Consider the following 20,607-nt stretch of genomic DNA (forward strand, 5'->3'; position numbering starts at 1 on the left):
CCTATTTCTCCCCTTTTATATCATTGTGATACAATATAAGTGTATCACATGTAACGGTATTTGGAGGATGAGGTAAAGTATGAAACGTTTTTTTGCAGCATTGTTTACTATACTAGGTGCAATAACTGCCCTTGGGATTTTCTTTACAAATAAAGTGATGTACTTAAAGAAAAAAACAGAGGAAGAAGTACTCGAAAGAGAAACGAAAAAACATTTTCGTATAGAGGATTTTGATGCTCTTCATAAAGAAGAAATTCATATCCCTTCACAATTTGGATACGACCTTCACGGATATTACATTCCTGCTGGTCATTCCACCAATAAGTTTATGGTTTTTTGCCACGGTGTAACTGTAAATAAAATAAACTCTGTAAAATATGCAAACTTATTCTTAAAAAGAGGATATAACGTCCTCATTTACGATCATCGTCGTCATGGTAAAACTGGCGGAAAAACAACAAGCTATGGATACTATGAAAAACATGATTTAAAATCCGTAGTTGACTGGCTAAAAAACCGTTTTGGCACCAATATTACACTTGGTATTCATGGTGAATCTATGGGAGCTGCAACACTTCTTCAATACGCAGGACTTGTAGAAGATGGTGCTGATTTCTATATTGCAGATTGTCCTTTCTCTGATTTTCACGGACAATTACAGCACCGTTTAAAGGTTGAATTCCATTTACCAAAATGGCCTTTATTACCTTTAGCAAACGCATTTTTGAAAGTTCGTGACGGTTATACAATTCGTGAAGTTTCACCAATCGACTGTATAAAAAACATTAACAATCCCGTTCTCTTTATTCATAGTAAAGATGACGACTATATTTTAGCTGATATGACAAAAGCGTTATATGAAGCGAAAGAAAATAATAAGCAGCTTTATATTGCAGAACACGGTGCACACGCTTGCTCTTATAACGAAAATAAAGAAGAGTACGAAGCAGCCGTCGATCAATTTTTAAACACATATGTGAAAGAAACAAAAAACAGGCTTGCATAAGCCTGTTTTTTATTGCGCTAAAACGTCTGTAACTTGTTCCATATTTTCAGAAATCCATTGCATTGCATCATCTAACGTTGGGAATTCTGTCGTTTGAAATGTTACTTCATCTTGCAGTAACCAAACATCCTTTGCCTCTTGCCCTACACCTGCAATGGACCAATGTAACAAACTATATGGATGATTATCATTCAAAAATGATGCCCACGTGCGCTCATTTGCAATGTTTCGTAATGTATGTAATTGTTTATCCATCTCTCGTCACCTTACTCTAGTCAGTTATGAAAACTATTATAACACTCTCTTCTTTCTCAAACAAAGTGCTCTTTTTTCTCCGCTATTTGCGGGCAGTAAAACTCCCACCTCAAAATTCGGCTGAAACAAAGAAGTTAGGTAGGAGATTAACTGCCCCTAAAAGCCCGATTGGTTCAACTAATAATTAGTGGGGGATGCCTCCCCCACTAATTAAAGTTTCACTTTATATTGCCAAGCACTTCCCTTGATTATATGATGAAATTAAGCGTTTGGGAAGGAGGGATAACGTTGGCAAAAGTACAAATTAAAGTAAATGATAATGGCTCTTTTCGCGTTACAGGGGACGTGGAATTAGTCGACTCACAAGGGAATGCATTCCCAGCAAAACCGGCATTTTCTTTATGCCGTTGTGGTTTATCAAAAAATATGCCTTATTGCGACGCTTCGCATAAAGGTAAATTCGAGTCTGTTGTTAGAGCACCAGAGGCAGAATAATTTTACATGTGACATGCACATTTTTTTGTGCATGTTTTTTCTTTTTAGCAACTCCGTTATATCCCTTCTCTTTACAACATTTCTAATACTTTTATTTCCATTCCAGCCTGCATATATTTTCACACAATTCTTCACATTCGAATATTTTTTACTAGCCTTTTATTTTTTTTGTGCTATAATTTGAGCAAACAGCATCCTTCGGGGTCGGGTGAAATTCCCAACCGGCGGTGATGAAGTGAAAACTTCTAAGTCCGTGACCCGTTTTCAACTCGAAAACGGTGGATCTAGTGAAACTCTAGGGCCGACAGTATAGTCTGGATGGGAGAAGGATATGTTTCTAGTTTTTTATATAGTGAATACACTTTTATTTCAGTATGCATATTTTTAAAGATTCATTTTGATTCTTTATATATGTTTAATTTTCTATACTTATTTTTTATACTGAAATAAAAAGAGACAACTAGCGTTTAAAAATTCGATATTTTGCTAGGTTTTTTCCTTATGCAGAAATATCAATTATCGTTAGGTTTCTTTCCTATGCTTTCGTATTCAAACTATATTTCTAGAAATCACGTCTCCCAAACCCCAAGGATATTAAATCCTTGGGGTTTTTTGATTTTTTTTGGAGAGGTGAAGAAAATGACAGATCAAGAATATATGAGGATTGCCCTGCAGTTAGCAGAAGGAACATCAGGACAAACAAGTCCAAATCCTATGGTTGGTGCTGTTGTTGTAAAAGATGGAAACATCGTTGGTATGGGCGCTCATTTACGAGCTGGTGAAGAACACGCAGAAGTTCATGCCCTTCAAATGGCTGGTCAGAACGCCAAAGACGCTACCGTTTATGTAACACTGGAACCGTGTAGCCACTTTGGAAAAACACCACCTTGCTGTGAATTGCTCATCGAAAGAGGAGTTAAGCGTGTTGTAATTGCTACTCTCGATTGTAATCCGCTCGTTTCTGGTAACGGAAAAAGAAGATTAGAGGAAGCTAGAATTGAAGTAACTACCGGTGTTCTTGAAGCAGAAGCAGTTTTATTAAATCGCTACTTTTTTCACTACATGAAAACGAAACGCCCTTTTGTAACAATCAAAACCGCAATGAGCTTAGATGGAAAAACAGCAACTGTAACTGGTGAAAGTAAGTGGATTACAGGTGAAGAAGCACGTGCTGATGTTCACCAATATCGCCATACACATGATGCAATTCTTGTTGGAGTGAATACAGTTATAGCTGATAATCCTCATTTAACAACAAGAATTCCAAATGGTGGGAAACATCCTATTCGCGTTATTTTAGATACCCATTTACGAACGCCACCATCTTCTCATGTTATAACAGATGGTTTAGCACCGACATGGATTATTGTCGGTAAGGATGTAAAGAAAGAGAAGATATCTTCTTATGAATCTAAAAATATAGCTATATTCCAAATGGAAACGAAGTATATAGAAATCGAGGACCTTCTTTCCTTTCTTGGAGAGAAACAAATTCTTTCTCTATTCGTTGAAGGTGGCCAATCGATTCATGCAAGTTTCTTAAAAACAAACAATTTTAATGAAATTGTAACCTATATAAGTCCGAAATTAATTGGTGGGAAAGATGCTCCTACTTTATTTGGAGGAAATGGTTTTTCAAAATTACAAGATGCGCTTTCCTTGAAAATTCAAGAGATGAAACAAATTGGTGATGATATAAAAATCGTTGCGAATGCCCGAAACGAGGTGACGAAATGTTTACAGGAATTGTAGAAGAATTAGGAACGATAGCAAACATGCAACAAAGCGGAGAAGCGATGAAATTAACGATTCATGCAAAGAAAATTTTATCAGATGTTCACTTAGGTGATAGTATCGCGGTTAACGGTATTTGCTTAACTGTAACAAACTTTACAACTACTTCATTTACAGTTGATGCAATGCCCGAAACGATGCAGTCGACATCACTTCATATACTTAAACCGCACTCTAAAGTAAATTTAGAACGAGCAATGGCTGCAAACGGACGATTCGGTGGACATTTCGTTTCAGGACATATTGATGGCACCGGAACGATTTTAAATAAAAAACAACATTACAATGCCGTCTATTACAAAATAGCAATTTCTGATGAACTGCTGCGCTATTGTTTGCAGAAAGGGTCCATTGCTGTTGATGGAACGAGTTTAACGATATTTGCTATAGACGAATCTTCCATAACGATTTCACTCATCCCGCACACAGTAAGCGAATCTGTCATTGGGGAAAAAAATGCCGGAGATATCGTAAACATTGAGTGTGACATGATTGGTAAATATATCGAACGCTTTATTACTAAACCTGCAAAACGAGTAGGTTCAATGACCGAAAGCTTTTTACAAGAAAACGGATTTCTATAAGGGGGAAGCACAATGTTTCATCGTATTGAAGAAGCTCTAGAAGATTTAAAACAAGGTAAAGTCGTTATCGTATGTGATGATGAAAACCGAGAAAATGAAGGCGATTTTATTGCTTTAGCAGAGTACATTACACCAGAAACAATTAATTTTATGATTACACATGGCCGTGGTCTCGTTTGTGTACCGATTACAGCAGGGTACGCAGAACGTCTACAATTAGAACCAATGGTATCTCATAATACAGATTCACATCATACTGCGTTTACAGTGAGCATTGACCATGTTTCTACAACAACAGGGATTAGCGCTCACGAACGTGCAACTACGATACAAGAATTGTTAAACCCCGCATCAAAAGGCGCTGATTTCAATCGACCTGGACATATCTTTCCATTAATTGCGAAAGAAGGCGGTGTCCTGCGTCGTGCAGGTCATACAGAAGCTGCTGTTGATTTAGCAAAGCTATGCGGTGCCGAACCAGCTGGAGTTATTTGCGAAATTATAAATGAGGACGGCACGATGGCACGTGTACCTGATTTAATAGAATGTGCAAAACAATTTGATATAAAAATGATTACAATAGAAGATTTAATTGCTTATCGCCGCCATCATGAAACACTTGTGACGAGAGAAGTGGAAATTACATTACCTACAGATTTCGGTACTTTCCACGCAATTGGCTATTCTAACTCATTAGATACGAAAGAACATATCGCACTTGTAAAAGGTGATATTTCAACAGGTGAACCGGTACTTGTACGTGTTCATTCTGAATGCTTAACAGGAGATGTATTCGGTTCACATCGCTGCGATTGCGGACCACAACTCCATGCAGCACTTGCTCAAATTGAGCGTGAAGGAAAAGGTGTTCTTCTTTATATGAGACAAGAAGGAAGAGGCATTGGGCTTCTTAATAAGCTTCGCGCTTATAAATTACAAGAAGAAGGATTCGATACTGTAGAAGCAAATGAAAAACTCGGCTTCCCTGCTGATCTTCGTGATTACGGTATCGGTGCTCAAATATTAAAAGATTTAGGTTTACAAAGCTTACGATTATTAACGAATAACCCAAGAAAAATTGCTGGCTTACAAGGTTACGATTTAGAAGTAGTCGAGCGTGTACCGTTGCAAATGCCGGCAAAAGAAGAGAATAAATCGTATTTACAAACGAAAGTAAATAAATTAGGACACTTACTAAACTTATAATTAAAGGAGAGATTTATTATGGTATTCGAAGGTCATTTAGTTGGTACAGGATTAAAAGTTGGAGTTGTTGTTGGACGTTTTAACGAATTTATTACAAGTAAGTTACTTGGCGGAGCTTTAGACGGATTAAAGCGTCACGGTGTAGAAGAAAGTGATATTGATGTTGCTTGGGTTCCTGGTGCATTTGAAATTCCTTTAATCGCTAAAAAGATGGCTAGTAGCGGAAAGTATGATGCTGTTATTACATTAGGTACTGTAATCCGAGGTGCTACAACTCACTACGATTACGTTTGTAATGAGGTAGCAAAAGGTGTTGCGTCTTTATCACTACAAATGGACATCCCAGTTATTTTCGGCGTATTAACGACAGAAACAATTGAACAAGCGATTGAACGCGCAGGTACGAAAGCTGGTAATAAAGGATATGAATCAGCTGTTGCTGCAATTGAAATGGCTCACTTATCAAAACAATGGGCATAAAAAAAGAGGCTGCGGCCTCTTTTTATTTTTTCACCTTTTTTTGTACATCTTTTATTAATTCATTCATCGTTTTTCCTTCTGTTTTTATATGAAGAGCTTGTGCTGTTCTCCATACATTCTCTCTTTTTTTCGCTTCTTCTATAATAGTAATTTCTTTTCTAACTTCCTTTAAATCTTTTCCTTCCGTTTTCAATCCAAAATGTTCAGCTTTCGTTCGAAAGTGTTGTTCGATTCTTTGTTGCATCTCTTTTTGTTCAGGATTTTCGGTAGCCTTAACTGGATCAGAACTTATTGCTTTTATTAAAATTAAACAAGTCATAATCGCTAATATGTATTTGTACATGTAAAATCCTCCAACCCAATATAAATTACATATTTACTATGTACAACTAGGGCTTGGAAAATTCGTCCACAAAAATTCTTTTTTTCGTTCAAAAACCAATAGTATCAAGCGTTCACAACTATTTATTACATTTTATTTACAAAAAAGCAAACTCTTTTACAAGTTTGCTTTTTCATCTATCTTATAATGCACATTCTTCAATCTCAAATCCTAAATCTGCAATCATACCCCAGTCCGCAGTCGGCTCTTGTCCAGCTGTCGTTAAGTAGTCCCCGACAAAAATAGAATTTGCTGCAAATAAACCGATTGGCTGTACAGAACGTAAATTGATTTCACGTCCTCCTGAAATACGAATTTCTTTTGTTGGGTTTACAAAACGCATCATTGCAAGTACTTTTAAACATTCTACTGGCGTTAACTCTTTTTGCCCTTCAAGAGGTGTCCCCTTTACAGCAACAAGGAAATTACAAGGGATAGAATCTGCATCTATACGTTGTAATTCAAATGCAATTTCAGCACGCTCTTCAATTGTTTCTCCCATGCCAAAAATCGCTCCAGAGCATGGTGAAATACCAGCTTGTTTTGCTTTTTGAACTGTATCAACACGATCATCATACGTATGAGTTGAACAAATACTATCGTAATTATTTGCATGTGTATTTAAGTTGTGATTATAACGGTGCACGCCTGCTTCCGCTAAACGTCCTGCTTGATCTTCATTTAAGAAACCTAAACAACAACAAATCTTCAAGTCTGTCGTTTCACGAATTTCCTTAACTGCTCCAATTACGTGATTTACCTCTTTATCCGTCGGACGACGACCAGACGCTACAATACAATATGTACCTGCTTTACGGCGTATTGCTTCATGTGCCCCTTCTACAATCTTCTCCTGCGTTAACCATGCATATTTATCAATCGGTGCTTCTGAAATAATAGACTGTGAGCAATATCCACAATCTTCAGGACATAATCCAGATTTCGTATTAATAATCATATTCAATTTTACTTTCTTACCAAAGTGATGATGGCGAATAATGTAAGCTGCATTCATAATTTCTAAAACTTCTGTATCATCAGCTTCTAATATCGCTATTGCATCTTCTTTCGTAATCATCTTCTCTTCCACTACGTCGTATGCAAGTTTTTTCCAATCCCTTTTTGTTTGCACTTGTTTCATTTCATCTCTTCCCCTCTTTTGTTATATGTATAAATAAAGCATGATACGTTGCCATTATCCCTTCATTTCCCGTGAAGTCTCTTTCGTATATGCGTAGCATCGCACGAAAGAGTGAGGGACTTTGACAATATGATCCTTCATTGCTATTAGTTGCTCCTACTTTTCGAATAGAATGCAGAAACTCCTTAACTTCTGTAAAACTCTCTATGTAACATGTTTCAGAAACATGCACATCCCCTGTTTCTATCTTACATATATGAAGCAACTGATCTTTTGAATAAAAACGTTGACCAATCGATATTTCATTTTTTATATTTCTTTCTTCTTTCGCACGTTGGAACGAAGCATGCAATTCTTGAAATGTTTCATGTCCAAACGTTGAAAAGAGTAATATCCCATCTATAGACAAATGTTGAAATAAATTTCTTAACACTTGTTGTAAATTATTTAACCATTGAAATGTAGCATTTGAAATAATGACATCATATGATTCTTCTAATCGTAATTGCTCAATATCTTCACAGTGAAACGTTACATTTTTTACATTTTGTCTAGTTTGCGCAATCGCAATCATACTTTCAGCAAAATCAACTGCTGTAATATGTGCTTTCGGAAATAACTTTGATAATTGTTCTGTTACATACCCCGTCCCGCATCCCAGTTCTAAAATACGTATTGATGCCGTTTCACTATATCGTTCCTTTAAGATTGAAAGTAATGAATGTGCCATCTTTTTTTGTACATTTGCATATCGATCGTAAGATACGGCTGCCCCATTAAACCGTTTTTGTAGTAACGTTTTGTTGATCATGTCGTATCCCCTCTACAAATTGAATTATCTCATTTGCACAATATTCAAAATCCGTTACACATAATGCATGCCCTGCTTCACTTACTACTTTCAGCTCGCTGCTGCTATTCTCCGTCATACTACGTGCCACAGACAATGGGCATATTACATCCTGTTCTCCGTGAATAAGTAGTATAGGTACTTTAATTTCTTTTAGTTCTTCTCTCATATCTGTTTCTATTAAATAATCCAAACCTAGTTGTAAAGACTGAATAGAATCACCTTTAAAACGGTCTACAATGTCTTCAAAGTTTTTATTCCCTTTTAGCTCATCTTTCGTAAACATATTTTCATAAAACCGCTTGAGCGTATCTTCTTTCCTTCTCGCCAAATTCCTTTTCAGCCGTTCTACATGCAAAGCATTCCATCCATTACTATAGTCGCTCGTATTTGTAAATTTAGCAGTCCCACCAATTAATACGATGCCTTTTGCCTGAATCTTTTTATAAGCTTCAACTGCTGCTAACGCTCCTAGTGACCATCCAACTAAAATTACGTTGTCGTTATGCGCTACATCTATAATTCGTTCCGCAAATTCACTTCGTTCTTTCACATTACGCCAATCTACGCATTGAACAGGATATCCTTTAAAATACGGAAGTACTAAATCCCAAATATTCTCTTCCATTCCCCATCCGGGGATAAAAATAATCTTTAGCTCGTTCATACGAAAATCTCCTCTTCTTTCGCAATGTGAATAATTCGGTCAATAGCCCATTTTAAATCAGCTATTGTATGTTGCGATGTAACTGCAAAGCGAATTCGAGAACTATGAACCGGCACAGTTGGCGGACGAATTGCAATGGCCGCAATCCCTGCCTCTTGCAACCTTTTACTAAATCGTAAAGCATGTTCATTTGAACCGACTACAATCGGTACAATATGAGTTGAACTATTCCCAATATCAAAACCAGCATCCCTTAATTTAGTTCTGAAGTATTCTCCGTTTGCTATAAGGTTCTCTCTTCTTTCGTTATCTTCTTTTACAATTTCAATTGCTTTTTGCACTGCTCCTAACGTACTTGGTGGTAAAGCTGTAGTAAAAATAAAGCTTCTCATCATATTTTGTAAATACTCTATATAAATTTCATCACCTGTCAAATACGCACCATAACACCCTAAAGCCTTGCTAAACGTCCCCATATGTATATCAATTTTTTGAGCAAGATTTTTTTCTATATGAGATAACCCAGCTCCGCCGATTCCATATATTCCACTCGCATGTGCTTCATCGACTATAATGATTGCCCCGTACTTCTCTTTCAGCTGTACTAAATCTCTCAAATACGCAGTATCACCATCCATACTAAAAACGGTATCTGTTACGATTAATTTTCTGTTTTCAGGCGAAGCCATTTTCAACAGCTTCTCTAAATGATCCAAATCATTATGACGATACCTTTTATGCTCTGCCCCGCTTAATATGATTCCATCAACAATACTTGCGTGATTTAACTTATCACTAAAAACAATATCGTGCCGAGAGGCCAAAGAAGATATGGCACCTATATTTGCCGTATACCCACTATTTACAATTAAAGCTCTTTCAGTACCTTTCCAGTCACATATGCTTCTCTCAACCTCTTCATATAATGGATGATTTCCTACAACGAGACGAGAGGCAGTCGCTCCAGTTCCATATCTTTTTGTACAGGCAATAGCAGCTTCTTTTAACCTTTCATCTCCAGCTAACCCTAAATAATTATTTGACGCTAAATTTAACATCCTTTTTTTATCTCGAATAAGCCAAGTCTCTTCTGCCTTCTCTGTTACATGCAAATCACGATACTGCCCTTGCTCATGTAATTGTTGTAATTTACATTGAAGGTGCGCCCGCCACGTTTGATTCATTTTGGATAAACTCCTCTAATTTTGAAATCATAATATGTTCTTTTGCAGATTCTAAGACTTCTTCTTTCGTAAACTCACCTTCAAAGAATGGTAATAATCCTAAAACTGGTACCCCGCTCAGCTCTTCAATCATCTCTTTATTTTCTTGCACTCTTTCCATTTCACATTCTTTGCAACCTGATAAAATGACACCCGCTACGGTTAAGCCATGCGCCTTTGCGTAAGCAATCGTTAACACTGTATGATTTACTGTTCCTAATATAGGACGAGCTACTACAATAAGAGGCAACTGTAATTCTTTTGCAAAATCAATTACTAAAGCATCTTCTGTATATGGGACAGCAAGCCCACCTGCTCCTTCTACAAATAAGCTATTAAACTCTTTTAATAGTTCATTATAGTAATCAGTAATTTCTTTTAACTTTACTACTCTTCCAGCTCTTTTCATGGCAAGTCTCGGAGCAAGTGGTTCTTCAATAGAATAAGGGCAAATTTCATTTTCTTGTGTCGGCACACCTGATAATGCTTTTAACCTTGCCGCATCTCCCTCAGGGTTTGATGCAACATGCCCACTTTGCAACGGTTTATACACCCCTACGTTATATCCTAATTGTCTAAATACACCTGCTATAGCACCTGCAACTACTGTTTTTCCAACTTCAGTATCAGTTGCTGTTATGAAAAAACCACTCATTATTCTCCCTCCGTAACATCCGAGATTGCCTTATATAAAATGCGTAACATATCATCAATCTCTTCAAAAGTAGAAGCAAGTGGTGGCATAAATACAATCGTGTTACCTAGCGGTCGTAAAATCATACCCAGCTCTCTTGCGCGTTTACATACTTGAACACCGACTCTTTCTGTCCAGTCAAACGCTTCTTTCGTTTCCTTATTCTTCACAAGCTCAATACCAACCATTAATCCGCACTGACGAATATCACCTACATGTTTATACGCAAAGAGCTTTTCTAATTGCGCTGCCACATAATCCGTTTTACGTGCCACTTCTTCTATTAAATTTGTTTTTTCATATAGTTCTAGATTTGCGATTGCTACGGCACACCCTAACGGATTGCCTGTGTAGCTATGTCCATGGAAAAATGTTTTTTGTTCTTCATATTCTCCTAAAAAGGCATTATATATTTCATCTGTCGTTACCGTAACTGCAATTGGTAAATATCCACCTGTTAAACCTTTCCCAGCAGTTAAAATGTCTGGCGTCACATTTTCATGTTCACACGCAAACATTTTCCCTGTACGCCCAAATCCAGTCGCTACCTCATCTGTAATAAATAATACATTGTACTTAGTACATAAATCGCGCAGTCCTTTTAAATATCCTTTTGGCATTGTAATCATCCCGCCAGCACCTTGCATTAATGGCTCTACAATGATGGCAGCTACTTCTTCATGCTTTTCTTTCAACAATTCTTCCATTTCTTCTAAATGGCTTTTTACAATTTCCTCCTTATTATTTCCGTAAGGAGAACGATATGTATATGGATACGGCATTTTAATCGCATCAAATAAGAGCGAACTATACACTTGGTGAAACAAGTCTATTGCTCCTACCGAAACAGCTCCAATTGTATCACCGTGATATGCTTCTTTTAATGTAACGAATCTTTGTTTCTTTCGTTTCCCTTTATGCTGCCAATATTGGAAAGCCATCTTAATTGCAATTTCAACAGCGGTAGAACCTGAATCAGAATAGAATACCTTCTTCAATCCATCTGGTACAACCTCAATAATTTTTTCTGCTAATAAAATAGATGGAACGTTAGCAAGTCCTAACATAGTAGAATGAGCAATTTTATTTAATTGCTCACGAATTGCTTCATCTAATTCCGGTACTTGATGTCCGTGAACATTTAACCATATAGATGAAACACCATCCCAATATTCATTACCATTTACATCGTATAGCTTTCTTCCCTCTCCACGTTCAATAATGACAGGATCTTCTTCTAAATAATCTTTCATTTGTGTAAATGGGTGCCATACGTAAGCTTTATTTTTCTCTGCTAATTCTTCATATGTATAAGATGATTTTTCAATCGTTTTACTATTTATTGTCACAATTGTCACCCCTAATGTTAACTCGTTTATAAATATAGTTAACATTAAATCTGAATGACTGTCAATTATTTTAAAATCAAATAGTTCTTAAAAAAGAACAACTTATCATACGATAAGTTGTTCTACTTTCCATGCTGTATCTTTCCAATTTCTAAAATAATTTCTTCATCTTTTTTCCCCTCTGTATCAATTCCAAGTTGCTTAGCGTGCTCAATTAATAAATCATGACGCTTCTCAAACCTAGCGGTATTTACTTCTTTCGTAACCTCTTCTTTTGTTTTTCCCTCTGTAGAAACTCCTAGTTTCTCTGCTGCTTTTTCCATTGATTTCTTCTCTTCTATTTCTTTTACTTTCTTCACTTCTGACTGTTGTATTTGCTTTTGTTTCAGCTGCTCTGATTCAGCCGCAAAAGCTGTGTAAATTCCAGCACTTCCTCCAATAACTAATAAAGTGGTAAAAAGAATTATTTTTTTCTTCACTCTTTCCTCCCCCTTTCAAATTCATTATAACGTACATTTTTACAGCATTAAAAACAATTATCCTTTATTTCCCTAAAAAAACATTTAATATTTTTATTGACATGTAAGATGAAAATATGATAAAAATTTAACTAACATCATATGAATCGGCGTTGATAGGATTTAGTAGTATTTCGATTTCTGATTTCAGAGAGCTGGTGGTCGGTGCGAACCAGTACAGAGCGAATTATGAATTACCCCCTGGAGCTTCTTTTACGAAACGTGAGGAGTAGTGAAAGACGGTTATAGACCGTTATGTCTAAAAAGTGGTGAAACGACACTGTTTCACAATTTAGGGTGGTACCGCGAATTTTTCGTCCCTGCATATATTGCAGGGGCGTTTTTTATTTTATAAGCGCATATCATATGACCCTTTATTTTGTGATACATTCATTTCACAAGCTAGGGTGGTACCGCGATTTCTTCGTCCCTGCATAATTATATGCAGGGACGTTTTTTTATCCAATCATTTCCGTATCATATAGAAGAACAAACAATTACCGGTAATTTGTCACAAAATTCTAAATTTTAGAAGGAAATATACAATATTGGCGAATTTTATATAAAAAAGAGCTATTTCATATTACTTAGGAGGGGAAAACAATGGTTTCAAAAATTGAGTCTGTTCTTTTAACAATTTTTATCTTTTTCTGCATTGGCTTTAGTGTTATCAAATTAGAAGTTTCACCACACATCCCGATTTTATTTGGCATCGTTCTTTTATTAGCGTTTGGATTTATGAAAAAAATTGATTGGTCTACTATGGAAAAAGGAATGATAAGTAGTATTTCAGCTGGTATTCCATCTATATTTATTTTCTTACTTGTAGGCGTATTAATTAGCATTTGGATCGCAGCTGGAACTATTCCAACTTTAATGGTATACGGCTTCCAACTTGTATCTCCAAAAATTTTCGTTCCAACTGTTTTTGTTGTTTGTGCAATTGTTGGAACGAGTATCGGTAGTGCTTTTACAACTGCTGCAACTGTAGGACTTGCCTTTATGGGAATGGGTACTGCCCTTGGATACGATCCAGCTCTTATTGCTGGTGCAATTATCTCTGGGGCATTCTTCGGAGATAAAATGTCTCCTTTATCTGATACAACAAACTTAGCGCCTGCTGTAACGGGTGTAGATTTATTTGAACATATTCGTAACATGCTTTGGACAACAGTGCCAGCTTTCATTATTGCTTTTATCGCATTTTTCATTTTAGGAAGCGGATCTGGTGGAAACGTTGATTTCTCAGCATTTATTAACACATTAGAAAAAAATGCAACGATTTCTATCGTTACACTGATTCCTATTTTATTACTGTTCCTATTCGCATTTAAAAAGGTACCCGCAGTTCCAACATTACTTGCAGGAATTGTGGTAGGGATTATTATTCTCTTTATTTTTAAACCTAGCACTTCTTTAGCTGATTTAATAAAAATTATGCAAGACGGTTACGTTTCTAAAACTGGTATCAAAGATATTGATAGCTTATTATCTCGCGGTGGCCTGCAAAGTATGATGATGTCAATTGCTCTTATTTTCCTAGCTCTTTGTATGGGAGGATTATTACAAGGAATGGGTATTATAGCGCAGCTGATGAATATTATCTCTAGCTTCGTAAAAACTAGTACACGCTTAATTATTTCTACTGCTTCAACTGCAATTGGTGTAAACTTCTTACTCGGTGAGCAGTACTTATCCATCGTTTTAACAGGACAAGCATTTGCTAATAAATACGATGAAGTCGGTTTAGAACGTCGTAATTTATCACGAGTATTAGAAGATGCTGGTACAGTAATTAATCCACTCGTACCATGGGGTGTAAGTGGCGTATTCTTAACAAACGTTCTTAGCGTTCCAACATTCGATTACCTGCCATACGCAATCTTCTGTTTAGCATGTCCAGTCGTAACCATTATCGTCGGCTTTACTGGATTCGGCCTTTCATGGAAAAAAGAAAAAGCAGTACCAGTTTCATAATATAATAAAAAGGATTACCAAATCGGTAATCCTTTTTATATTTCTCGACTATCTATTCGCTTTCTTTCTTCTAAATAACATAAGTAATCCCGCTCCAACAAACGCAAGACCCGCTCCAATTGTAGAAGCAATACTTGCACCTGTTTTCGGTAAATCACGTTCATCTTTTTCAGCTTCTTTATTTTCACTTACAGTTGTTGTTGTTTCTTTTGTATTTTGATCATCTGTTGTAGTTTGTCCAGATCCAGTATTGTTTCCATCTTGTTTTGGTTCATTACCATTATTACCTTCTTCTGTTGGTGGTGTTGGGTTTTCTCCATTACCTGTTGGCGGTGTTGTTGGATTTTCTCCCCCACCTGTTGGCGGTGTCGTTGGATTTCCTTCACCAGTTTCTTTATCATCATTTTTCTTCGTTATATCAATTGCATATTTAGCAAATTCATTTTCAGATGGTCCAACATATGATATGTTCCCATCTTTCTTTATATACTTTTGTGCATTTGGTGAAGAATCAAATGTTGTATGTAATTTATCTGCAACAATCGGTTTAAACGTCCAATTTTGATCAGCTGCTGGATCAATATTTTTTATTTTTTGCATATACTTCACAATGATTTGACGTGTTTCATCTTGTGATTGGTATACAACCTCCCCTTTACTTACACCTGGGAACGTTTGACTACTTCCACGATAGTTATTTGTAGCGACGATGAACTCTTGATCATCAGCTACTGGCTTACCTTCATATGTCATATTTACAATACGATTCGTATTTGCATTTACAACTTTTCCATCTTTATCGTATTTCGCCGGTTGTGTTACATCAATTTCGTATTTTAAGCCATCTAAAATATCGAAGTTATATGTAGGATAGCCTATATTTACTAATGGCTGTTCTTCTGTTTTCTTTGGATCAATTGTATTAAACTGACCTGCAGACATTTCAAGCCATTCTTTCACTTGTGCCCCATTTACTTTTACAGCATATAACGTATTTGGATACACGTATAAATCTGCAACGTTTTTAATTGCTAACGTTCCAGCTGGAATATCCGTATAATATGTAGCACCGTTTCGGCCACCTGCTTTAAATGGTGCGCCTGCAGATAAAACCGGAATATCTTTAATCTCTTCGTACTCTGGTTTTTTAAGTTCTTGTTCTACATACCATTTTTGCGCATTTGTCACAATTTGTACGGAAGGATCATCTTGTACTAATGAAAAATAACTATTAATTGGTGCTTTCGTTTTACCTACAGGTGTATTTACATAGTCGATTGTCGCTTGATGCTCATCTTTAATTTCATTAACTAATTTTTGATCAGATTCTACTAATGGGGTACCTTTACTATTAGCAATCGGGCGAAGTTGTGGCTTAGATTGGTCTTTTTGTACTTCCCATTTTCCGTTTACCTTTTTCAATTGCATATCAATAATACCTAAGTTACTTCCAAAGACACCAGGCATTACAACTGGAACACCATTAAATACATCCTTCACTTCAGTATGTGAATGTCCCATTAATACTGCATCTACGCCAGGAACTTCTGTCGCTAAATAAAACGATGAATTTTCCATTCCTTCGTTGTATCCACTCTTATCAACACCTGAATGCGCTAGTGCAACTATAATATCCGCACCTTGCGCCTTCATTTCCGGAACTAATTTTTTCGCTGTTTGCACAATATCTTTTGCCTTTACTTTTCCTTCTAAATTCGCTTTATCCCAATTCATAATTTGTGGTGGAACAAATCCCATTACACCAATCTTCACTATTTGTTTTTGGCCTGCTTCATCCACTACTTCTTTCTCTAAAATATGATATGGTTTATCAAAGTAATGCTCGTCATTCTCATCATTACCATCATGGTCATCTATATAGACATTCGAGTTAATAACCGGGAAATCCGTTTTTTCAATCACTTTATTTAAATAATCTAAACCGTAGTTAAATTCATGATTCCCAAGAGAGATGACGTCATACTTCATTAAATTCATTACACGATATAATGGATGTGTATAACTAGGATCCACACGATTCTTCTGATCTTTTATTTTATTTGCTACATAATCTCCAAGCGGTGTCCCTTGTAATGCATCCCCATCATCAAATAGGACAGAGTTCTTCACTTCTTCACGTGCTTTATTAACGAGTGTTGCCGTTTGTACGAGACCTACTTTATTATCTGTTTTCGTTTGATAATAATCGTAATTCATTAAGTTAACGTGAATATCTGATGTTTCTAGAATTCGTAAGTTAACTGTACTCTCCCCAGTGTTCTCATCTGCATGAGCTGTTGCTGGCATTACTTGCGGTGCTATAACACCAATCGCAAGAGTTGCTCCAGCCAGCATTTTTTTTGACTTTTTCACAAAAAATCCCCCTTATACAATTACCAGAAATAATGAAATGAATCCCTATCTGTCTCTAACCACATACCTTTTTTCTTCTATTAGAGACACAATTTTCATTTCATCCTGCGCTAACGAGTAGTCCCCTTAAACGCCCGATTGATGAAGACTAACAATTAATAGGAAATAAAGCTCCCACTCATTAAAGTTTCACCTTATCTGACATTATCATATATAAAGTTCTTTCCTATCGTCAATATTTTTTGACAAACTTCAACAAATTTTCTGTAAAGTTATTATAAACTTCTCATAAACATATAATATGCCCTTACATTGCTAATACTGCTGAATATGATACAATTACCAATTACAAGGAGGATGAATTTATGAAAAAAGTCATCTTAACAATTGTTTGTCTCCTCCTTCTGATCATTTCTTATTCTTATTTTGAAAAGAACGACGAGACAAAACAAAATGAATCTGAAGAAAAAACAGAAAAAACATCTGCCCCAAATTGGATTGATAAGCAAACAAACGAATCTTTTTATCATCTTGTATTAGGCGATTCACTCGCTAAAGGATATGGATCGACACAAGGTGGATTTGCTGAATTAGCTTCTAAGCAAATAGAAGCACAAATTCATAAACCAATTACAGTAGAAAACCTTGGGGTAAACGGTCTTACAACAGATCGTCTCGCTAAAAAAGTTCAATCAGAAGATGTAAAGGAAAAAATTAGAGCAGCAAATATAATTACAATTAATATTGGAGGAAATAATTTATTTCGTTTAAATCGTGATGTTGGTGTTATAGATGGTATAAAAATGTTAAATAAAGAAAAAGCCCATTTTGAAGCGGATATAAAAAGTATTGTAAAGACAGTTCGAGATCAAAATCCGGACGCTTTACTCATTCTCTCAGAACTCTATAACCCGTTACAACTCGATGACTCCATCGCAAGTTATGCAGATATGTTTTTAGATGGCTGGAATGAATCTGTTTATTCCATTTCCAAAGCAAATCAACCATCTATCGTTTTACCAATTCGCAAATTAATATCGAATGATAAAAAAGAGTTATTATTTGACCAAGTACACCCAAATGATAACGGCTATGCAATTATTGCCAATACATTTACAAAGCAAGTGTTATCCTACAAATATTAAAGCGACCATGAAACAATTCTATTTTTATAACATGTCTTTTTTGTTACAATGATAGTGGAAGGGGGCCTTTATATGGAATCACGCGAGTGGGAACGTATTGTTGATCATCTTCTTTCGCTAGTGCCTCTTTTTTATCGCAAATTTATGCTTCCTGGAGAATTTTCTTCTCAAAGACATATGCCGCCATCACATACACAAGTATTACTGCTTTTGCATGAAAACGGCACATTAGCAGTTTCCGAAATCGGCAAGCGGCTAGCGATTTCACGGCCTAACATGACACCTCTATTAAACAAACTTATTCAAGAAGAACTAATAGAGCGTCATTATAGCGAAAAAGATCGACGGGTCATTTTAATTTCCCTAACAGCTGAAGGGAAATTATTAGTAAATCAGTATCAGCAATTCATTTTAGACAAACTAAAAGAAAATTTCCAAACATTATCTGAGGAAGAGCGCGAAAAGCTCATTCATTCTCTTCAAACCATTCAAAATTTAATTTTGAAAACAAACGTATAAAGCTGCTTCTAAATAGAAGCAGCTTTATGATTCGTAATAGTTACCATAGTATACATTGGAATATGGCCATGTTGTTAAATATGGTTTTTTTTCCTGTGTAGGCTGTTGTGTTGGTAATTGTGGTATTTGTGATAATTGCTGTAATTGTTGTTGCCGATATAATTCGTATTGTCTACTCGTATCATAAACCGGATAATAATTTACATATGGATATACTTGAGGTACGTAATAATAATACATTATCCTCTCCTCCTTTTTCTTAAACATATTCAAAGGAGAAAATGAATGTGACATTGTTTATAATTGTACAAGTGGTTCTCTCACTCGTTTCTTCCTTTTCTTCAAACGTAACTTACGGTTCTTTTCGTATAAATAATGCACAACGAAATATGAAATGAGACCAAACACAACTCCTAAAATCGTCATTCCAATTAATACATACACTTCACTTTGTAATAAGCTCTTTAATATCGTAAAAATGTGACTTGAAAACAAGTCCGATATCGTAAATGGTTCATGATGAATTTTCTGTACATGAAATGGATAAATCATTTTTCCTAACGCATACGCAAGCGGAAATAAAAATACTGGGAGAAACGATATTTTCCCAATAATATTGCCAATAACTGCCGCTGGAAAAGATCCCTTTGCTAACCTGACGATTGGATAAAATATTACATATACGAGCGATGCCGTATAAATGACTAACATTTCTAAGCCGAATCCTATAGCAAACCCTAACGATACTTTCTTTGCGCCTTCTGGCGATCGAAGCAACTTATAATATTGAAACTTTAATATTCTCCACATCCGCTGGAAAAACGAATATGTTTTCTTAGTTGTTTTCACCCTCATCATCTCTTTAACTATATTTTTATATGTAGTATGTCCTTACACACTCTGAAAAACAAATTTAGTTTTCTCTTTTATTATAAATGATATCGAAATGGTTAACCAAATATACATCCGACATTTTAATATAAAAAAACCTCCCTTTTAGGAAGGCTCTTCTACATTTTTAAATAAACTCACTAATAACGCTTTTTGAGCATGCAATCGATTACCAGCTTGCTCAAAGACGATAGACTGCGGTCCATCTATAATTTCTCCTGTTACTTCTTCTTCACGATGGGCAGGTAAACAGTGTAAGAAACGATATGTTTGCTTCGCATGCTTAACAAGTTCGTTATTGATTTGGTAAGGTTGAAATAAAGTATACTTCTCTTCTTCGCCCTCTTGCCCCATGCTCATCCAAACGTCAGTATAAATGAAATCTGCTTCATTCACCGCTAATTCAGGATCATGCAAAACTTCAATTTCAGCTCCTGTTTCCTTGGCAATTGCTAACGCTTTTTTTACAATCTCTTCATTCGGTTCATACCCTACAGGCGTTGCCACAGTCATATGCATTCCGACTTTTGCACTCGCTAGCAACAATGAATGACATACATTATTTCCGTCACCTACGTAAACCAATTTTATTCCTTTAAATGTATTTGTTTCTTCGTATATCGTCATAAGGTCTGCCAATGCTTGACAAGGATGGTGATCATCCGTTAAACCGTTAATAACAGGAATACTCGATTCTTTTGCAAGCTCTTCTACATCCGCGTGTGAGAATGTACGTATCATGATCCCATCAATATACTGCGATAATACTTTCGCAGTATCTGAAACGCTTTCTCCTCTTCCCATTTGCATCTCTTTCCCACTTAAAAACATACCATGTCCCCCGAGCTGTACCATTCCTGCTTCAAAAGATACACGAGTACGAGTTGAATGCTTATCAAAAATAAGCCCTAATATTTTGCCTTGTAATAAAGGCTCTTGCTTATTCTTTTTTAAATATATAGCGAACTCAATTAAAGAAATAATTTCTTCTTTCGTTAATTCTTCTAGTGTTAAAAGATCTTTCGTATTTAATTTCGGTACTTGTACAGTTGACATGA

Annotated in this window: 22 protein-coding genes, 1 riboswitch and 1 other annotated feature; of the genes, 9 read left to right on the forward strand and 13 right to left on the reverse strand. The window is 36.0% G+C overall.

Features of this window, described 5'->3' with window-relative positions:
- Nucleotides 1–79 precede the first annotated feature (79 nt).
- Entirely contained in the window at nt 80–1,006 is a 927-nt protein-coding gene (locus N2V80_RS20550) for an alpha/beta hydrolase (RefSeq protein WP_000819234.1), read from the forward strand.
- Between the two features lie 9 nt (nt 1,007–1,015).
- On the opposite strand, the gene N2V80_RS20555 is transcribed toward N2V80_RS20550, so the two are convergent.
- A complete protein-coding gene (locus N2V80_RS20555) occupies nt 1,016–1,261 on the reverse strand; it encodes a DUF2552 family protein (RefSeq protein WP_000360793.1) in 246 nt (81 codons plus the stop codon).
- A gap of 288 nt (nt 1,262–1,549) precedes the next feature.
- On the opposite strand from N2V80_RS20555, the gene N2V80_RS20560 reads away from it, so the two are divergent.
- The 5 genes from N2V80_RS20560 to ribH all read left to right on the forward strand — a co-directional run bounded on the left by N2V80_RS20560 (nt 1,550) and on the right by ribH (nt 5,820).
- On the forward strand, nt 1,550–1,756 hold the full coding sequence (locus tag N2V80_RS20560; protein ID WP_001151579.1) for a CDGSH iron-sulfur domain-containing protein: 207 nt from the start codon (nt 1,550–1,552) through the stop codon (nt 1,754–1,756).
- Between the two features lie 190 nt (nt 1,757–1,946).
- Nucleotides 1,947–2,090, forward strand: a riboswitch (FMN riboswitch).
- Nucleotides 2,091–2,395: 305 nt separating this feature from the next.
- Complete coding sequence (gene ribD, locus N2V80_RS20565) at nt 2,396–3,508, forward strand: bifunctional diaminohydroxyphosphoribosylaminopyrimidine deaminase/5-amino-6-(5-phosphoribosylamino)uracil reductase RibD (RefSeq protein WP_061654448.1); 1,113 nt, start codon at nt 2,396–2,398, stop codon at nt 3,506–3,508.
- Nucleotides 3,490–4,134, forward strand: coding sequence for a riboflavin synthase (gene ribE, locus N2V80_RS20570; RefSeq protein ID WP_061654450.1), 645 nt, complete (start codon nt 3,490–3,492; stop codon nt 4,132–4,134). The genes ribD and ribE overlap by 19 nt, the downstream gene beginning before the upstream one ends.
- Nucleotides 4,135–4,146: 12 nt before the next feature.
- Entirely contained in the window at nt 4,147–5,340 is a 1,194-nt protein-coding gene (gene ribBA / locus N2V80_RS20575; protein ID WP_000468983.1) for a bifunctional 3,4-dihydroxy-2-butanone 4-phosphate synthase/GTP cyclohydrolase II, read from the forward strand.
- Nucleotides 5,341–5,358: 18 nt separating this feature from the next.
- Nucleotides 5,359–5,820: a 6,7-dimethyl-8-ribityllumazine synthase gene (ribH, locus tag N2V80_RS20580; protein WP_000230899.1), complete on the forward strand. Its 462-nt coding sequence runs from the start codon at nt 5,359–5,361 to the stop codon at nt 5,818–5,820.
- Between the two features lie 22 nt (nt 5,821–5,842).
- On the opposite strand, the gene N2V80_RS20585 is transcribed toward ribH, so the two are convergent.
- From N2V80_RS20585 to N2V80_RS20620, 8 genes are all read right to left on the reverse strand, one after another.
- Nucleotides 5,843–6,163 (reverse strand): hypothetical protein, encoded by a 321-nt coding sequence (locus N2V80_RS20585; protein WP_000280033.1) that lies wholly within the window; start codon nt 6,161–6,163, stop codon nt 5,843–5,845.
- 181 nt (nt 6,164–6,344) lie between these two features.
- The gene (gene bioB / locus N2V80_RS20590) at nt 6,345–7,343 is read right to left on the reverse strand and encodes a biotin synthase (protein ID WP_000815856.1); all 999 of its coding nucleotides are present in this window, start codon (nt 7,341–7,343) and stop codon (nt 6,345–6,347) included.
- 1 nt (nt 7,344) lies between these two features.
- The gene (gene bioC, locus N2V80_RS20595) at nt 7,345–8,154 is read right to left on the reverse strand and encodes a malonyl-ACP O-methyltransferase BioC (protein WP_000608906.1); all 810 of its coding nucleotides are present in this window, start codon (nt 8,152–8,154) and stop codon (nt 7,345–7,347) included.
- Nucleotides 8,120–8,860 (reverse strand): alpha/beta fold hydrolase, encoded by a 741-nt coding sequence (locus N2V80_RS20600; RefSeq protein WP_001004165.1) that lies wholly within the window; start codon nt 8,858–8,860, stop codon nt 8,120–8,122. Before N2V80_RS20600 ends, bioC begins: the two co-directional genes overlap by 35 nt.
- The gene (gene bioF / locus N2V80_RS20605; protein ID WP_001077287.1) at nt 8,857–10,044 is read right to left on the reverse strand and encodes an 8-amino-7-oxononanoate synthase; all 1,188 of its coding nucleotides are present in this window, start codon (nt 10,042–10,044) and stop codon (nt 8,857–8,859) included. Before bioF ends, N2V80_RS20600 begins: the two co-directional genes overlap by 4 nt.
- On the reverse strand, nt 10,010–10,738 hold the full coding sequence (bioD, locus tag N2V80_RS20610) for a dethiobiotin synthase (RefSeq protein ID WP_000012482.1): 729 nt from the start codon (nt 10,736–10,738) through the stop codon (nt 10,010–10,012). Before bioD ends, bioF begins: the two co-directional genes overlap by 35 nt.
- Nucleotides 10,738–12,171, reverse strand: coding sequence for an adenosylmethionine--8-amino-7-oxononanoate transaminase (bioA, locus tag N2V80_RS20615; RefSeq protein WP_002062238.1), 1,434 nt, complete (start codon nt 12,169–12,171; stop codon nt 10,738–10,740). The genes bioD and bioA overlap by 1 nt, the downstream gene beginning before the upstream one ends.
- Nucleotides 12,172–12,248: 77 nt before the next feature.
- The gene (locus N2V80_RS20620) at nt 12,249–12,605 is read right to left on the reverse strand and encodes a hypothetical protein (RefSeq protein ID WP_000726902.1); all 357 of its coding nucleotides are present in this window, start codon (nt 12,603–12,605) and stop codon (nt 12,249–12,251) included.
- A gap of 143 nt (nt 12,606–12,748) precedes the next feature.
- Nucleotides 12,749–12,969 (forward strand) — a binding site (T-box leader).
- Between the two features lie 278 nt (nt 12,970–13,247).
- On the opposite strand from N2V80_RS20620, the gene nhaC reads away from it, so the two are divergent.
- The gene (gene nhaC / locus N2V80_RS20625) at nt 13,248–14,621 is read left to right on the forward strand and encodes a Na+/H+ antiporter NhaC (protein WP_000253716.1); all 1,374 of its coding nucleotides are present in this window, start codon (nt 13,248–13,250) and stop codon (nt 14,619–14,621) included.
- Nucleotides 14,622–14,669: 48 nt separating this feature from the next.
- Here the strand turns inward: nhaC and cpdB are convergent, their stop codons facing one another.
- Nucleotides 14,670–16,994 carry a bifunctional 2',3'-cyclic-nucleotide 2'-phosphodiesterase/3'-nucleotidase gene (gene cpdB / locus N2V80_RS20630; RefSeq protein ID WP_061654452.1) on the reverse strand — a complete coding sequence of 775 codons (2,325 nt, stop codon included), beginning with the start codon at nt 16,992–16,994 and terminating at the stop codon, nt 14,670–14,672.
- Between the two features lie 365 nt (nt 16,995–17,359).
- Between cpdB and N2V80_RS20635 the strand changes: the two genes are divergently transcribed.
- Both N2V80_RS20635 and N2V80_RS20640 read left to right on the forward strand, forming a co-directional pair.
- The gene (locus N2V80_RS20635) at nt 17,360–18,139 is read left to right on the forward strand and encodes a GDSL-type esterase/lipase family protein (protein ID WP_000755850.1); all 780 of its coding nucleotides are present in this window, start codon (nt 17,360–17,362) and stop codon (nt 18,137–18,139) included.
- 72 nt (nt 18,140–18,211) lie between these two features.
- Nucleotides 18,212–18,658, forward strand: coding sequence for a MarR family winged helix-turn-helix transcriptional regulator (locus tag N2V80_RS20640; RefSeq protein ID WP_000445819.1), 447 nt, complete (start codon nt 18,212–18,214; stop codon nt 18,656–18,658).
- Between the two features lie 24 nt (nt 18,659–18,682).
- On the opposite strand, the gene N2V80_RS20645 is transcribed toward N2V80_RS20640, so the two are convergent.
- The 3 genes from N2V80_RS20645 to argF all read right to left on the reverse strand — a co-directional run bounded on the left by N2V80_RS20645 (nt 18,683) and on the right by argF (nt 20,605).
- The gene (locus tag N2V80_RS20645) at nt 18,683–18,898 is read right to left on the reverse strand and encodes a hypothetical protein (protein ID WP_000291957.1); all 216 of its coding nucleotides are present in this window, start codon (nt 18,896–18,898) and stop codon (nt 18,683–18,685) included.
- Between the two features lie 57 nt (nt 18,899–18,955).
- Entirely contained in the window at nt 18,956–19,516 is a 561-nt protein-coding gene (locus N2V80_RS20650) for a DUF2062 domain-containing protein (RefSeq protein ID WP_002005691.1), read from the reverse strand.
- Nucleotides 19,517–19,654: 138 nt separating this feature from the next.
- Nucleotides 19,655–20,605, reverse strand: coding sequence for an ornithine carbamoyltransferase (gene argF / locus N2V80_RS20655; protein WP_061654454.1), 951 nt, complete (start codon nt 20,603–20,605; stop codon nt 19,655–19,657).
- Nucleotides 20,606–20,607 lie beyond the last annotated feature (2 nt).

The organism is Bacillus sp. FSL W8-0640 (assembly GCF_038007725.1).
GTDB classification, from domain to species: Bacteria; Bacillota; Bacilli; order Bacillales; family Bacillaceae_G; genus Bacillus_A; species Bacillus_A cereus.